The following is a 15,278-nucleotide window of genomic DNA, read 5'->3' on the forward strand; positions in this document are numbered from 1 at the left end:
CTCGGTGCGTTTATCCACAAGCGCCAATTCTTGCTCCAGACGCAAAGTACTTTGGAGTGACGACGGCTTTATCACCTTCTGGAGAAGCCGCACACTGCTCCCTCACCTGAACAACCAAAGCCAGCACCGTTCGGTTCACGTAGCCTCATCAGGAGCAAGATCATGAACATTCCCTCTTTCGGCCTGGGCACCTTCCGCCTCACCGGCCAAGCGGTCATCGATTCGGTCAAGTCGGCCCTGGCGCTGGGCTACCGCGTCATCGACACCGCACAGATCTACAAGAACGAAGCCGAGGTGGGCCAAGCCATCGCCGAAAGCGGCGTGCCGCGCAGCGAGCTGTTCATCACCACCAAGATCTGGGTCGACAACTACGCCGCCGACAAGCTGGTCCCCAGCCTGCGCGAGAGCCTGGCCAAATTGCGTACCGACCATGTCGACCTGTTGCTGATCCACTGGCCGGCACCGGGCAATGGCGTCGAGCTGCCCGAGTACATGGCAGCCCTGGCTGAGGCCAAGGCGCAGGGCCTGACCCGCCAGATCGGTGTGTCCAACTTCAACATCGACCTGACCAAGCAAGCCATCGCGGTGGTTGGCGAGGGCGAAATCGCCACCAACCAGATCGAGCTCAGCCCTTACCTGCAAAATGCCAAGCTGGCCGCGTTCCTGCAGGATCAGGGCATCACCGTCACCTCCTACATGACCCTGGCCTATGGCAAGGTCCTGAAAGACCCGGTGCTGGCCGAGATCGCCGCCAAGCACAAAGCCACCGTCGCGCAAGTGGCACTGGCCTGGGCCCTGCAATTGGGCTATGCGGTGATTCCGTCGTCGACCAAACGCGAGAACCTAGCCAGCAACCTGCTCGCCCGGGACCTGCGCCTGGACGCCGACGACATGGCGCGCATCGCCACGCTCGAACGCAACGGGCGTGAAGTCAGCCCGGATGGCCTGGCGCCTGCCTGGGACTGATCAACCCGCCGCTGCAGCTTGCACTGTAGGAGCAGCCTTGTGCTGCGAAGAGGCCGGTGAACACAGCATGAATCTTCGCTGTGTTTACGGGCCTCTTCGCAGCACAAGGCTGCTCCTACCCCCCCTTCATCCCATCCGGAGCGCTCGATGAGCACGCTTTCTCCCAAACGGGTCCTGTTCGCCCTGGCCATCGGCGCCTTCGGCATCGGCACCACCGAATTCACTCCCATGGGCCTGTTGCCCGTGATCGCCCAAGGCGTCGATGCAAGCATCCCCAGCGCGGGCATGCTGATCACCGCCTACGCCATCGGCGTGATGGTCGGCGCACCGATCATGACCTTACTGTTCAGCCGCTTCGGCAAGCGCGCCGCGCTGATGTCGCTGATGGCCATCTTCACCCTGGGCAACCTGTTGTCGGCACTTTCGCCGGACTATTACACGCTGCTGGCCTCCCGCCTGGTCACCAGCCTCAACCACGGGGCCTTCTTCGGCCTGGGCGCAGTGGTTGCTGCCAGCGTGGTGCCCAAGGACAAACAAGCCAGCGCCGTGGCGACCATGTTCATGGGCCTGACCATCGCCAATATCGGCGGTGTGCCTGCCGCCACCTGGGTCGGCCAGCAGGTCGGCTGGCGCATGGCGTTTGCCGGCACAGCGGTGCTCGGCCTGCTGGCCATGGCCGCGCTGTGGTACGCCCTGCCCAAGGGTGAGCGCGGCAGCGTGCCCCATGTGCGCAAGGAACTGGCCGTGATTGCCCGCCCCAGCGTGCTGCTGGCCATGGCCACCACCGTGCTGGGTGCCGGCGCCATGTTCACCCTGTACACCTACGTGGCGCCGGTACTGGCCGAACTGACCGGTGCCTCGGACAGCTTCGTCACCCTCGGGCTGGTCCTGATCGGCGTGGGCTTCACCTTGGGCAACAGCCTCGGCGGACGACTGGCCGATTGGTCACTGGATGGCGCGGCACGGATCTTCCTGGGTGCGTTGGCGGTGATCATGCTGCTGATGCCACTGGTGCTGGGCAGCCACCTGGGCGCCGCCCTCGCGCTGCTGGTGTGGGGTGTGTTCACCTTCGCCGTGGTGCCGCCACTGCAGATGCGCGTCATGACCGCCGCCGCCGAGGCCCCAGGGCTGGCCTCTTCGATCAACGTCGGCGCGTTCAACCTTGGCAATGCCGTGGGCGCTGCGCTCGGGGGTGGGGTGATCAGCCTGAACCTGGGCTACGCGGCGGTACCGATGGCTGGTGGGCTGCTGGCGGCTGCGGGGCTGCTTTTGGTATGGCTCGGCGGGCGCGCGAAGGCGACGGGCACAGCGTTGGACGGCGCAGCCTGAACGCCTGAGAACCTCCCCTAGAGAGGATGTTTCATTGATTTAGCAGGGCCCCGTGGGAGCCGGCTTGCCGGCGAACACCGGCAAAGCCGGTGCCATAAACCGCGTCGCCTGCATCGCCGGCAAGCCGGCTCCCACAGGTGCGGCGGTCCGACTTGCCCGCGAAGAGGCCGGAACAAGCACCACAAGACAGCTGCTCCCACAGAGTCAGGGACTCACTTGCGACCTCCGCATCCCAACATTATTCCGCCGCCCGCAATTATGAAGTGCCGGGCACGCCGATTCCCTGTACCGCCCTCGATGACTACGCTCCTAGCTATAAACCACCTGAGGAGTGCCCACGATGCCCCGCCCACCGCTGCCCCCTTTCACCCGCGAAACCGCCATCGAAAAGGTCCGTCTTGCCGAAGACGGGTGGAACAGCCGCGACGCCGCCAAGGTGGCGTTGGCCTACACGCCCGATACCGTGTGGCGTAACCGTGTCGAGTTCCCTCGTGGTCGGGCCGAGGTGGAGGCCTTTCTGACACGCAAGTGGAACCATGAACTGGAGTATCGCCTGATCAAGGAGCTGTGGGCCTTCACCGGCAACCGCATTGCCGTGCGCTACGCCTACGAGTACCACGATGACAGCGGCCAGTGGTTCCGTGCCTACGGCAATGAGAACTGGGAATTTGCCGAGGATGGCCTGATGCAGAACCGCCATTCGAGTATCAACGAGCAACCTATCGCCGAGGCGGATCGCAAGTTCCATTGGCCCCTGGGGCGGCGCCCGGACGATCACCCCGGGCTAAGTGACCTGGGGCTCTGATCGCCACCGGTGGGTCAGCCGACAGGCAGCGTGACCCTGACCTCGAGCCCACCGCCCTGGCGGTTGCTCAGGGTTACGCTACCGCCCTGTTCGAGGACGATGGCGCGCGCCGCCGGCAAGCCCAGGCCGACCCCGCCGGTGTCCTTGTTGCGTGAGCCTTCGATGCGGTAGAAGGGCTCGAAAACGCATGCTTGCAAGTGCTCTGGGATGCCCGGGCCTCGGTCAAGAACGCGGATGATGATCTGCTCGTCAGTGATCGCCAACTGCACCGTCGGCTCAGTGCCGTACTTCACCGCATTTTCGATCAGGTTGACCATCACCCGCTTGATACCAATGGGGCGGCCCACATAGACCCACCGGCGCGGCCCGCTGAGGTCGATGTCCACCCCAGCATCCTTGAAGTCGTCGACCACGGTCGACAACAATTCGCCCAGGTCGAACGCCGTGGCCGGCTCCAGCCGTGCATCATCGCGGAAAAACTGCAACGCGGCGTCGACCATCGCCTGCATCTCGTCCACGTCCTTGAACAACTTGGCCTGCAATTCGCCCTCTTCGATGAACTCGGCGCGCAGGCGCATGCGTGTCAACGGGGCGCGCAGGTCATGGGAAATCGCCGCGAGCATCTGCGTGCGGTCGTCGAGAAAATGCTTGAGCTGGGCCTGGGTGGCGTTGAAAGCCAGAATGGCCTGGCGCAGGTCGTAAGGGCCGACCACTGGGATCGGTGGGGCGTTGAAGTCCTTGCCAAAGCGCCGCGCGCCTTCGGCGAAGCGCTCCAGAGGGCGGGCCAGGTAGCGCGTGGCAAATAGCGCGAGCGCCAGGCTGGAGACGATCATCAGCGCCACAATGATCAGGTTGCGCGGCAGTTCATCCAGCCCCCAGCTGCGGTCGGTGGCGCGATAGAGCAGCCATGACTTGTCTGACAGTTCGATCAGAAGCGCATAGCCACGCGGTTGCGCCTGCGCGGGCAAGTCGGACGGCCCGTAGACTTCGATCTGCGCGTCCGGGCGCGCCAGGAGTGCGCGCAATGTCGGCGCCCCTTGGTGGAATTCGTTATCTACCAGGGCTGGCAAACCGGCCTCGTCACGCTGCAGTAGCCATTGCACGCTATACGACACATCACCTGCGGCGCTGGCCAAGGTCGGCCGCTGCGCCACAGGTGCGGCGTCGACCATGCGGGCGACGGTAGCAACCTTCTCGATCAAGCCGCTTTCCAACAACGGCGGCTGCGCCCACACGCTGAGCAGCACACCGAACAGCCACTTGAGCAGCAGCAGGCTGAGCATGGCCGCCAGAGTAGTGAGCGCGATCCAGCGGGCAATGGTGACGCGTGGCCGTGGCAGGGCCCTGCGCGCCCAGGCCAACAGCCTCATCGCTTGGTCACACTGGCGGTGAACAGGTAGCCGACGTTGCGCAAGGTGCGGATCAACGGTTCGCTGTCGCCGTCGCTTTCAAGCTTGCGCCGCAGCCGGCTCACCTGCACGTCGATGCTGCGGTCATAGGCCTCGTGCGCTTCGCCACGCGCCAGGTCCAGCAGTTGCTGGCGGCTGAGCACGCGCCTGGGGTGCTCGGCGAAGACCAGCAGCAGCTCGAATTCGCCGTTGGACAAGGGGATCATGACCCCCTCCGGCGAGCGCAACTCACGTCGCAGCACGTCCAGCTGCCAGCCAGAGAATTCGAGTACGGCACGCGACGAGGCAGGCAATGGGCTGCCCGGACTCTCGCCTGCCCGGCGCAGTACCGCCCGCACCCGGGCCAGCAACTCGCGAGCGGCGAACGGCTTGGTCAGGTAGTCGTCCGCGCCCAGCTCCAAGCCCACCACACGGTCGCTCAGTTCGCCCATGGCGGTGAGCATGATCACCGCTACCTTGTACTCGGCCTGCAAGCGCTGGCACAGCACCAGGCCACTGTCGCCCGGTAGCATGACATCCAAAATGACCAAGTCCGGCACGCGCCGTTCGAGTGCCTGCCAAAGGCCTTGGCCATCACTGGCTACATCGACCTCGTAGCCGTGCTGGCGGAGAAACTTCTGCAGCAGGTCGAGTACTTCGACATCATCGTCGACAATCAGCAAATGGCTCACACCGGGGCACCGCGAACAGAGGGAGTAAAGGCTTACTTTACGGCCATCCCAGGGCTGCCGTCATATATTTCAACCCGGAAACAAAGTGTCAGCCGGGCAATAATCCAGACATTCCCAGGCAATCAACCGGCCACACCATCGGCGCCAGTTCTTGTCTGGAATGTGCCCATGCCCACCGCTACCCCCACTGCCTGGTTTTCAGCCCGCCATGCGCTACTGGCCTTGTCATTGCTCGCTGCCGGCGGCTGCAGCCAGCGGCCACCTGCCAGTGCCTGTGGCCCTGTGGCCTATCAGCTCAGCGACCCCGCCGAGCCCGCCAACCGCGCCGTGTTCGCCTTCAACCGCAGTGTCGACGATTACCTGCTGGCACCGGTCGCCCGTGGCTATAGCGCATTGCCTGATTTCACCCGGCAGGGCGTGCACAACTTCGCCGCCAACTTCGGCGAACCCAAGGTCTTGGTCAACGACCTGTTGCAAGGCAACGGCGAACGGGCGATGACCAGCCTCACGCGCTTCATGTTCAACACGACCCTGGGCGTCGCCGGCTTGATCGATGTGTCCGGGAAGATGGGGCTACCCCGACACACGTCGGACTTTGGCCAAACCTTCGGCGTGTGGAACATCGCCGATGGCCCGATCGTCGAGCTACCGCTGCTGGGCACCCACAACCTGCGCGATGCGACCGGCAGCTTGCTGAGCTTGGCGCTCGACCCGTTCGGCGATAACAGCGACACGGTCGACACCTTGGGCAATGTGGCCATGGTAGGCAGTGTGGTGGATGGCCGCGCCGAAGCGCTGCCGGTTACCGACACGTTGCGCATCCTGCCTGATTACTACCTGGCAGTGCGTGACTACACTGCCCAACAGCGTGCCGAGCGGGTGGCCGAAGGCAAGGCTGGCGCGCCTGGCAAACGGCCGGGGAGCTGCGGGGGTACCCACCGATGAATGATCCCCAACCGGTGGTGTTGTTCAGGCGCCTGCAGCGCGACACTCGCCAGCAGGTGCTGCACGAGCTCGAGGCGCGGGTCTCCGAGGATGGCCAGCATTTGATTCTGAGCCGTTATCGCGAGCGCACGGGCGACGGCGCTGCTGCACAGCAGCGTCACGAAGTGCACCGCCGCGTGCCCATCGCAACGCTGCTGAAGTGGATGGCCCGGCAAAGCCTGGAGCGCGAGCCATCCTGATCAGGACATTCAAAGCGTCATATTGCTGACTGCGGCAAGCAGCAAAGGCGCCATCTGTTCGTCGGTCATCGCCTTCGACTAAGGAGAAACCCTGTAACTGCCGTGGCCTCTCGCAGGCAAGCCCGCCACAGGGTTAGCGTTGAGCCGCCAGTGCATCGGTTGCGGGCACGCTGAAGCCGCTGGCGAAGGTCGGTGCCACATCCAGCCGTTGGCTCATCAGGCCGTGGGCTTTATAGAAGTCGGCGGTTTCCTGTTGTTCGGCAATGGTGGTGGCGTCGATGGCCTGCCAGCGCAATTGGCGGCGCTCGAACTGCAGGCGCGCGGCCTCTTCAGGGAAGCCGATGATCGCCGCGAGGGTTTTCGAATAACTGTCCAGGTGCTGATACGCCCAGACCTGGGCGCCGGCCAGGCGTGCCAGGTAGTCCTGCAGTGCGGCCCGGCGTGGCGCATCCTCCAGCGCGCTGTCGGTGGCTGCGAGGAAGCTGTTGCCGCTGGACAGGCCACGGCCATTGACCAGCACCCTGCCCTGCCCGCTCAACTCGGACAGCGCGGTGTAGGGCTCCCAGGTCGACCAGGCGTCCACCGCGCCATTGGCCAAGGCAATCTTGGCATCGACCGGGCCGAGAAAGCGAAACTCGACGTCCTTTTCCGACAGGCCAGCCTGGTCCAGCGCCTTGAGCGCCAGGTGATGGCCAATCGACCCGCGGCCCGTGGCGATGCGCTTGCCCTTGAGGTCGGCGGCGCTGTTGAAGGGCGCGTCGGGGTTCACCAACAATGCCGTGCCGTAAGGGTCGGACTTGTCGACGGCGATCGCCTTGACCGGCGCCCCTGAGGCGAGCACGAACAGCAACGGTGCATCGCCGATGATGCCGGCATCGATCGCCCCAGCATTCAGCGCCTCGGCCAAGGGCGCAGCGGCGGGGAACTCGGCCCATTGAATGTCGTAGGGCAAGTCGCGCAAGGCACCGGCGGCCTCCAGCTGCGCACGCATGTTGCCTTTCTGGTCACCAATGCGCAGGGTCAGGCGTTCGGTTGCGAAGGCTTGGGTCGCCAGCAATGCGCTGGCGGCAATCATCAAAAGGTGGGATCGGATGGACATCCGCGGCTCCTTGCAGGTAGGGAACCTGGACTCTAACGGCAGCCAATTAATAAATGAAAGTGATTTTAGCGATAACCTAATATGCAAAACAAAGCACAAACCAGTGACTGTCGAGCCCTCGACACCTGAAGCAACAGGCCACCTGCATCACTCAAGCGCGCAACCGGTGTACAGTAACCCCACAACAAAGCCCGTCAAGGAGCCCGGCGATGACCGTGACGCTGTCCCCCCTGCAGATCGACTGCGATTTCGATTCCGGCAACATCCAGGTACTGGATGCCAGCAACCCTGCCAAGGTCCACCTGGCCATCCGGCCGGACACCCACAGCGGCCACTTCCAGTGGTTCCACTTCAAGGTCAGCGGGTTGACGCCGGGCCAGGTCCATCGCTTCAGCCTGGATAACGCCTCCGAATCCTCCTACAAGAATGCCTGGGCCGGGTACAACGCCGTGGCCTCCTACGACCAGCAGACCTGGTTTCGCGTACCCAGCCAGTTCGATGGCAAGGCATTGTCATTCGAAGTGACTGCCGAGCAGGAACAGATCTGGTTCGCCTACTTCGAGCCCTACCCGCGCGCGCGCCACAACCAACTGATCGAGCGCGCCAAGCAGATCCCCGGTGTCGAACTGCTGGCCAGCGGCCGCAGTGTGCAAGGGCGCGATATCCCCTTGCTGCGTGCGGGCGACGGCGCAGCCGGCAAGCGCAAGCTGTGGTTGATTGCACAGCAACACCCCGGCGAGCACATGGCCGAGTGGTTCATGGAGGGCGTGATCGACCGCCTGCAAGCCAACGATGGCCAGGTGCAGCAACTGCTGGCAAAAGCCGACCTGTACCTGATCCCCAACATGAACCCGGACGGCGCCTTCCTCGGGCATCTGCGCACCAACTTCAAGGGCAAGGACCTCAACCGTGCTTGGCAGGACGCCAGCGTCGAGTTCAGCCCTGAGGTGTTCTTTGCCCAGGCGCAGATGAAGCAGTACGGGGTGGATGCATTCATCGATGTGCACGGGGATGAAGAAATCCCCCATGTGTTCACTGCGGCGTGCGAGGGCAACCCCGGTTACACACCACGCCTGGCTAAGCTGGAGGAGCAGTTCCGGAGCACGCTTTGCAGCGTGACCCCGGACTTCCAGACCGTGCATGGCTATACACGTGATGAGCCTGGGCAAGCCAATACCACGCTGGCGTGCAATGCGGTGGGCATGGCCCATGACTGCCTGTCACTGACGCTGGAAATGCCCTTCAAGGACCATGACGATGCACCCAATGCCGTAACCGGGTGGTCAGGGGCGCGGTCGAAGGCACTGGCAGGGGCAGTGTTGGAGACATTGCTGAAGATGGCTGACGAACTGCGTTGACCTTCAAGGCGCCTTCGCGGGCTTGCCCGCGAAGAGGCAGGTTCAGTAGAACGCTAAAACTGCACGTCCAGCGTCACACTGTCGGTGTAGCTCGCCGCCGGCGGTGTGGCCTGGTCGGTGTACACCTTGGCGTTGTAGTTGAACACCTGGCTGCCTGTCCCCGTACCCACCCCTGGGTTGATATCGGCATCACTGCTCGAACGCCGGGCACCGGTGACCGAGCCCCAGCGCACTGTACTGCCGCTCTTGAAGATATCGTAGGCCAGGTAGTTGTTGGCCGCCGACTTCATCCTGCGCCGCCCACCCGACACGTTCTGCCCGTCATCCAGCCCCACCGTGTAGCTGGTGCCTTTGGTACATGACAGGCTCACGCCTTGGTTCACCGTGGCAAACCCCGACACCACCGGCGCACTGCCGAAACTGATGGTGGGTGTGGTGATCTGGCAGTCGTTGCTCACCGTCAGGCTGACCGTGAGAAACTGAGTGCCGGAACTGTTATCTCGGCCGATGCACAAACCGCCAATGCCAATCCCATCGCAGTAGTTCCAGGCCCAGTTGACGCTCAGCGTCTCCTGGTAAAGCCCCGCCGCGACGTTACTGTTGAGCTGCGTGCGCATGTAGATCGGCACCGCCTTGGGTGTACCGTTGAGCAACCCGAGCAGGTCAAGAATGCCGTTGCGGGCAAAATCGAAGGCCACACCACGGGTGATCGGGTAGTTGGTGCTGCTGTCGGCATACAGCGTGTAGGGGATGACGTCACCGGTGGGGCCGACCAAACCACCGGTGGCCGGCAGAATGGTCGCTTTGAAGGTATCGCCACTGCCGAGCACGCTGAGCACCGAGCCGTTGCACTGCAACCCCGAATTGCTGCTGAAGGCGGTCTGTACCGTGCTGCGTACCAGGGTCGAACTGACGGTGCCAAACGCTGCGGGCGAGGTTGGCACCGACGCGCACTTGGCCCACGCCGCACCTGCCGGCAGCAGCAACGCGCACGCCCACAACCCTCGCTGCCAGGCCTTCATCGGCACACCAATGGGCCGATCAAGGGGACCGAGCCTGCGCCTTCAGGCAGGTCGAATTCGACTTGGCACTGCCCTCCGCCCTCCAGCGCCACCTGCAGGCGGTTGTGCGGCGAGAGGTTCTCCAGGTAGACCAACCCATCCCAGCCAACCACCGCCTGGCTGCCGCTTTCCTCGTGGGTCACTCGGCTGCCGAGCTTGATCACCTGCTGGCTAGCGTCCACCAACTCGATACTCGCCGCCAGCACGCGCCTGAGCGGGAACTCCAGCAAGTAGCCGCTGCCACGACGCACCGCCACACGCTGCTCCACTTCGGGTGCCAGGATGTCGGGCGGCAGGTCCATCGGGTCGATCTCATACTTGCCCCGGTAGTAACCGCTGCTGTACGGCACCAGCAAATGGCCGCTGCTGTCGGTGCGGCCGATCTGCTGGTTCTCGTAGCGCACCGGCACATCGGCGTAGCCGTTGGTACTGACCACCACGAAGGCGTCGTCGATGCGGTTGGCGGCGAACACCCCGGCGTCCATCCAAACCAACGAGCCGCTGGCGTCTGCCCATCGGGTCATCTCGCCACTGCTGCCGTATACACCGGCCTGCAACTGCACCGACTGCAGGCGCCAGGTGACATCGGCCTGGCGATAGGCATCGCGGTTGCCACCGGTGGCATACCCCACGTTGTACCCGACGCCACCGCCCACCGGCACCGCCCGGCTGTAGTTGACCCGCTGCAAGTCCTCGCCTTCCTTGCTGCGTTCTGCGCTTAACGCCAGGGTACCGTTAAGGTCGAACGGCATGACCAATTGCGCCTGCACGGCCCACTGGCTGTCACCGATTTCGCGGTTGGCCGACAGGTAGATGCTGCTGTTGCCCCACAGCGGCTTGCTCCAGCTCAGGTTGATCAGGCGCGTGCGCGAAGCGTCTGCGGCGCGTACGTCGAAATAGCCAGCGCCGAGGCTGCCGTATTCATTGAGGTTGAGGCTGACGGTGACCTGCTCGCTACGTTGGCTCAACTGCATGTCCGGGCTGTCGACCCGCGACAGGTCGGCGTAGTCGCCATGGCGCTGCAGGCGCTGGTAGCTGAAGCCGATGCGCTGGCTGTTGTACTGGTAACCAAGGGCGACCTGATGGCCCTTTTCGCCGTCGAACTGGCTCTGTGCCAAGGCCGCATTCAGCACCCCGAAGTTGCCCAGGCGCATGTTGCCACCCAAGCCGCCCAGCACCAGTGACTCGGCGGTTTCGAGGTGGCTCTCCAGGGTAAAGCTGTCGCTGAGGCCATAGCGCAAGCTCCCCGAGGCGACCCCTGGGCCGTAACTGAAATCGCGCACGGCATAATCGCGGCGCAGGCTACCGGCAGCCACTGAGAAGTCCGACAGGCCCTTTTGCAGCAGGCTGCTGGTGACATAGAACGGCAGTGTTGTCGACACCTGCCGGCCGAGGGCGTCGGTAGTTACCACCACCGCCTCACCTGCACCGTTGATGAACGGCACGTTGGTCAGGGTGTACGGGCCGGGCTGCAGCTCGGTGGTGCTGGACTTGTAGCCGTTGATGAACAGGTCCAGCGAAGTCGGTACCGCCGCCTCTCCGGCGAATGCGGGCAGCGGGTAGGTCACCAAGTCCGGACGAGCCGCGAAATCGCGCGACAGTTGCAGGCCGCCGACCCGCACCGCGCTGGTCCAGGGCAAGGCACCGGTGACGAAATCACCGGCTTCGTAGCTGAGCAGCCGTTGTTCATCGGTGAAGCGCCAGGTGCTGTCGTAACGCAGGAAGCCCTGCCGCGACTGGTCGGCCTGGGCGCCATTGAATGACTGGCGCCACTGGCCGGTACTGGAGAACGTCCCCCAGCTGTCGAACAGGCGCAGTTCGTTCCAGGCTGCCAGGTAGGTGCCACCCTCATCGGTGTCGTTCAGGTACAGGTCGTAGTTGAACAAGGCGCCGAAACTGCTGCGCGCATCGCTGGCCGGGTACAGGTTGCGATCGCCTACCTGTTGGTCCGGCAGCCAGGCCGGCGGCACCTGCAGTAGCAGGCGCTGGCTCTGGCTGTCGTAGTCGGCGTGCAGACCTGGCACGGCATCCAGTGCCACTTCGCCCTGGGGGTCGCCTGGCAGGCTGATACCGGCCGTGCGCAGCACATCACTGCCCAGGAACAGTTGCCCGGCCCGTTGCTGCACGGGCACCAGTTCAGCCCTGGGCATCTGGTTCACCAGCAGGTCGAGGTACAGCGTGGCGTCGGCGATGGCGGACATCTCCGTGGGCGGTGGCGGCAGGTCGTCGGCCAGTGCCAGGCAGGGGCCGAACAGGGCCAGCCCCAGGCACCAGCGGCGCGGCGTCGCCGACAGCCATTTCACACACGGTTTCCGACCATTGCCGGGTCCTCCCTGGCCCCTGCCCTTCATTCAGCCGCTGGCTCATTGACCTTGGCGGATGGCATCCGCCACGTTCTGGCCATTGACCCGCCCTTTCAGCACACTGCCGGCGCTCGGCGCCATCGGCGCCGGCCAACGCATGCTGGCACCGGGCAATACATAGCCCAGCAGGCCTTCGGCCAGCGGTTTGCTCTGGCTGCCTTGCTGCACCACCACATCGGTCAGGCGCGCATGCACCGGGCCGGTGTTGCGCAGCTCGACGTAGGGTTTGCCCTGCACGGTCACTGCGTGCCAGCTCAGTTGCGGCTTGCCCACCCCTTCGGCATTACGTTTGCCTTCAGGGTCGGCCTTGCCCCACAACCCTTCGCCGTAGACGAACAGCGGCACCGAATAACGCATCTGCAGGCGGATCGCGGCCGTAGCGCCCTGACTGGCGTTGTCTGCCGGGACTGCTGGGGGGATTTCGTCGATGATGATGCGATAGGCCTGCTCTTGGCCGGCGGGCGAACTGCCGGTGCGGGTCAGGCGGATCAACTGTTTTTGCCCCGGGGCGATATTGGCCACGGGCGGGCTGCCAATGATGTCGCGCTGTGCCTGAAACTGCTCTTGGTAATCACCCTGGCGCCAGGCGAACACCCGCACCTGCAGGTTCGCCGGCGCAGTGCCGCGGTTTTCCAGCCACAGTGCGCCGGCCTTCTGGTCAGCCTCCAGCACCGGGTCAATCGGCCAGATCAGCACCGAGGTGGCTGCCCCCGCCGGCAGGCTTGCCAGCAGCGATAACCCGATCAAACCACGCGCCCACTTCGCGCCTGCCCACATGCCACTCTCCTTAGACTGCTGTCATGGGTGCTGGCCGTTTCACCAGGTCACCGTCACTTGCACTACATCGGTGTAGGTCCCTGCCGGCAGCGTGCCGGTCAACTGGGTTCTGCCGTACACCGGCAATTTGATTGACGTGGGGTCGGTGTAACTGACCGCCACGCTCTGGCCAATGCCGAAGGCTTGGCTGTACGCCGCGTCGCGGTACAACTGGTAGGCCAACACCTGCGTGCCGCCCGTACGCTTGAGGTTGCGTGTGCCACTGGCGTTGTTCTGGCCGCCGTCCAGGCTCATGTTCAGGGTTACCCCGGGTGTGCACTGAAACGTCACGCTGGCGCCCCCCAGTGAGGTGCTCAGGGTGCCGCTGGCCAGCGCCGACTGGGTGCCGAAGTCGAGCGTGCCGTAGTTGCTCACGCCACCGACCACCAGGCAACCGGCGACGATCTGCGCATTCACCTGGAACGTGCTGGTGGGCACCGCCCCCAGAGGCGTGGCCAGCAGCACACCGATACCCGTGATGCCACTTGCCAGCCAACCGCGCATGGCTCAGAAGGTCAGCTCGACGGCCACCGTGTCGGTGTACACCCCCGCTGGCAGGCCCGCCTTGCCGCGCGCCTGGCCATACAGGTTGACGGTCTGGGCCACGCCAGTACTGGTCGGCAAGGTGATGGTGGCGTCAATGACCAGAACCTGGGTGCGCCCGGTATCGGTGTAGAAGTCGTAGGGCACGAAGTTGCCGGCGCCATCGGCGAGTGCACGCGTGCCGCCGCTGGACTGGCCATCGTGGCTACCGGCCCGCACGCGGATCGCCGGGATGCTGCCCGCCGAACACAGGATGCTCAGGGCGCTACCCGTGCCGCCAAGCACCTGGGCGTTGGCAGTACCGAACAGGGCATCCTGGGTGCCGAAGTTGAGGGTACCGAAGTTCAACCCTGAGCTCGCGGAACTGCCATTGACCTGGCAGGCCGCGATCAGTGTCAGCGTCGAGGTGATGTTACCGGTCACCGTGGCGGCCTGGGCCTGGGAAGCCAAGGCCAAACCGAGGCCGGCGAGGATGCAGTGGGTGAGGTTCGTGCGCATCGGAGTCTCCTTGCGTGGTTACCAGTCCAGGGTCACTCTCAGGGTGTCGCGGTACAGCCCGGCAGGCAGGGCGCGCGGTTGCGCCACTACCACGCCGTAGATCGGAATCGGTATCTGCTGGGTGCTGCTGATGGTGAAGGCGCGGGCCTGGCCGATGCCGTAGCGGCTGTTGCCACCCGGGTCCACCGCCAGTTGATAAGGGATCAGTTCACGGCCGTTGCTCAGGCGCCGTACGCCGTCATTGCCATTCAGGCCGCCGTTGATCCGCACGTTGAAGGCCCTGACCTCGGGCGTGCAACTGATCTGCAAGCGGCCCTCGCCGGCCACTTCGTCGACCCGGCTGCGCAGTGGCTGGTCCCAGTTCGGGCCACGTTCACCGAAGTCCATCAGGCCTGGGTTGCCCAGGGTTGCAGGCTGGTCGGTGCCGCTGCTGATCTGGCAGGCCGCACTGATCACCAGCCGCGCCTGGATGAACCCGGTGGTGGTGCCATGGGCCGCGCCACCGGGCAACAGCAGCGGGCCGAGGGTAAGCAGCAGGATCGAGGTGCGGTTCATGGCGTCGCGTCCTTGTGCAGGGGGCATCCTTACCAGGTGACCGTGATCTTGAGCAGGTCGCCATACAGGCCTGCCTGTGGTACCCAGGCCAGTTTGTCGATGCGGGCATAGAGCGGGAGTTCGATCGAACCGCTGCTCGGCACCCGCGCCGAGTGCGCGACATCGACCGCCAACGGCTCGCGCCAGGCGGGGTCGCGATACAAGCGATAAGGAATAGGCCGGGCCTTGCCGTCGTCGTTGGCCAGAAAGCGCAGCTCACCTGCGCCACCGTGCTGGCCGCCATCGACCCGCACCTGATAGGGCGTGTCGGGGTTGCATTCCAAGCGTGGCGGCCGCTGGCTGTGCAGTACACCACTCAAGGGCGCGCCTGGGCCATCGAGCCGCGCGGCACTGCCCAGGTCGATCAGGCCCAACGCTTGTGCCCCGGCATCTCGCGTCTGGTTGACCAGCATGCAGCCCCGCTGCACCAGGACCCGCACTTCAACGAGAAAGTCCGTCGCTACGGCACTGCCGCTCAACAACAGGCCAAACAACGCGGCCAAAAAGCGTTCCGTCACTTTATAATCCTTATCGCTGTGTGCTGACGCTTTGCATTGAAGCTGTGTACCCATTGGAGCGTAG

General features: G+C 64.4%; 16 protein-coding genes. 6 read left to right on the forward strand and 10 right to left on the reverse strand.

Annotation, left to right across the window (positions count from 1 at the left end):
- Positions 1-162: 162 nt before the first annotated feature.
- The 3 genes from dkgB to D886_RS0110485 all read left to right on the forward strand — a co-directional run bounded on the left by dkgB (position 163) and on the right by D886_RS0110485 (position 3,100).
- A complete protein-coding gene (gene dkgB / locus D886_RS0110475; RefSeq protein WP_027593886.1) occupies positions 163-966 on the forward strand; it encodes a 2,5-didehydrogluconate reductase DkgB in 804 nt (267 codons plus the stop codon).
- A gap of 147 nt (positions 967-1,113) precedes the next feature.
- Positions 1,114-2,295 (forward strand): MFS transporter, encoded by a 1,182-nt coding sequence (locus tag D886_RS0110480; RefSeq protein WP_027593887.1) that lies wholly within the window; start codon positions 1,114-1,116, stop codon positions 2,293-2,295.
- A 340-nt stretch (positions 2,296-2,635) separates the two neighbouring features.
- Entirely contained in the window at positions 2,636-3,100 is a 465-nt protein-coding gene (locus D886_RS0110485) for a nuclear transport factor 2 family protein (RefSeq protein ID WP_027593888.1), read from the forward strand.
- Between the two features lie 14 nt (positions 3,101-3,114).
- On the opposite strand, the gene D886_RS0110490 is transcribed toward D886_RS0110485, so the two are convergent.
- Positions 3,115-4,470 (reverse strand): ATP-binding protein, encoded by a 1,356-nt coding sequence (locus D886_RS0110490; RefSeq protein WP_027593889.1) that lies wholly within the window; start codon positions 4,468-4,470, stop codon positions 3,115-3,117.
- Complete coding sequence (locus tag D886_RS0110495) at positions 4,467-5,180, reverse strand: response regulator (RefSeq protein WP_027593890.1); 714 nt, start codon at positions 5,178-5,180, stop codon at positions 4,467-4,469. The genes D886_RS0110490 and D886_RS0110495 overlap by 4 nt, the downstream gene beginning before the upstream one ends.
- Positions 5,181-5,348: 168 nt before the next feature.
- Here D886_RS0110495 and D886_RS0110500 point away from each other — a divergent pair, with 168 nt between their 5' ends.
- Complete coding sequence (locus D886_RS0110500; RefSeq protein ID WP_027593891.1) at positions 5,349-6,125, forward strand: VacJ family lipoprotein; 777 nt, start codon at positions 5,349-5,351, stop codon at positions 6,123-6,125.
- Positions 6,122-6,364: a hypothetical protein gene (locus tag D886_RS0110505; RefSeq protein ID WP_027593892.1), complete on the forward strand. Its 243-nt coding sequence runs from the start codon at positions 6,122-6,124 to the stop codon at positions 6,362-6,364. The genes D886_RS0110500 and D886_RS0110505 overlap by 4 nt, the downstream gene beginning before the upstream one ends.
- Positions 6,365-6,497: 133 nt before the next feature.
- Here D886_RS0110505 and D886_RS0110510 read toward each other — a convergent pair whose 3' ends face one another.
- Complete coding sequence (locus D886_RS0110510) at positions 6,498-7,463, reverse strand: ABC transporter substrate-binding protein (protein ID WP_050580744.1); 966 nt, start codon at positions 7,461-7,463, stop codon at positions 6,498-6,500.
- A gap of 209 nt (positions 7,464-7,672) precedes the next feature.
- Between D886_RS0110510 and D886_RS0110515 the strand changes: the two genes are divergently transcribed.
- Positions 7,673-8,821, forward strand: a complete 1,149-nt coding sequence (locus D886_RS0110515; RefSeq protein WP_027593894.1) for a M14-type cytosolic carboxypeptidase — start codon at positions 7,673-7,675, stop codon at positions 8,819-8,821.
- 53 nt (positions 8,822-8,874) lie between these two features.
- Here the strand turns inward: D886_RS0110515 and D886_RS0110520 are convergent, their stop codons facing one another.
- From D886_RS0110520 to D886_RS0110550, 7 genes are all read right to left on the reverse strand, one after another.
- On the reverse strand, positions 8,875-9,843 hold the full coding sequence (locus D886_RS0110520; RefSeq protein ID WP_027593895.1) for a spore coat U domain-containing protein: 969 nt from the start codon (positions 9,841-9,843) through the stop codon (positions 8,875-8,877).
- Positions 9,840-12,083, reverse strand: a complete 2,244-nt coding sequence (locus D886_RS0110525; protein WP_371097556.1) for a fimbria/pilus outer membrane usher protein — start codon at positions 12,081-12,083, stop codon at positions 9,840-9,842. The genes D886_RS0110520 and D886_RS0110525 overlap by 4 nt, the downstream gene beginning before the upstream one ends.
- A 162-nt stretch (positions 12,084-12,245) precedes the next feature.
- Positions 12,246-13,022 (reverse strand): molecular chaperone, encoded by a 777-nt coding sequence (locus D886_RS0110530; protein WP_027593897.1) that lies wholly within the window; start codon positions 13,020-13,022, stop codon positions 12,246-12,248.
- A 39-nt stretch (positions 13,023-13,061) separates the two neighbouring features.
- Positions 13,062-13,565, reverse strand: a complete 504-nt coding sequence (locus tag D886_RS0110535; protein WP_027593898.1) for a spore coat U domain-containing protein — start codon at positions 13,563-13,565, stop codon at positions 13,062-13,064.
- Positions 13,566-13,568: 3 nt separating this feature from the next.
- Positions 13,569-14,102, reverse strand: a complete 534-nt coding sequence (locus D886_RS0110540) for a spore coat protein U domain-containing protein (RefSeq protein WP_027593899.1) — start codon at positions 14,100-14,102, stop codon at positions 13,569-13,571.
- Positions 14,103-14,120: 18 nt separating this feature from the next.
- Entirely contained in the window at positions 14,121-14,657 is a 537-nt protein-coding gene (locus D886_RS0110545) for a spore coat U domain-containing protein (protein WP_027593900.1), read from the reverse strand.
- Between the two features lie 29 nt (positions 14,658-14,686).
- Positions 14,687-15,214, reverse strand: a complete 528-nt coding sequence (locus D886_RS0110550) for a spore coat U domain-containing protein (protein WP_027593901.1) — start codon at positions 15,212-15,214, stop codon at positions 14,687-14,689.
- Between the last annotated feature and the right edge of the window lie 64 nt (positions 15,215-15,278).

The organism is Pseudomonas sp. LAIL14HWK12:I7, assembly GCF_000483465.1.
GTDB classification, from domain to species: Bacteria; Pseudomonadota; Gammaproteobacteria; order Pseudomonadales; family Pseudomonadaceae; genus Aquipseudomonas; species Aquipseudomonas kermanshahensis.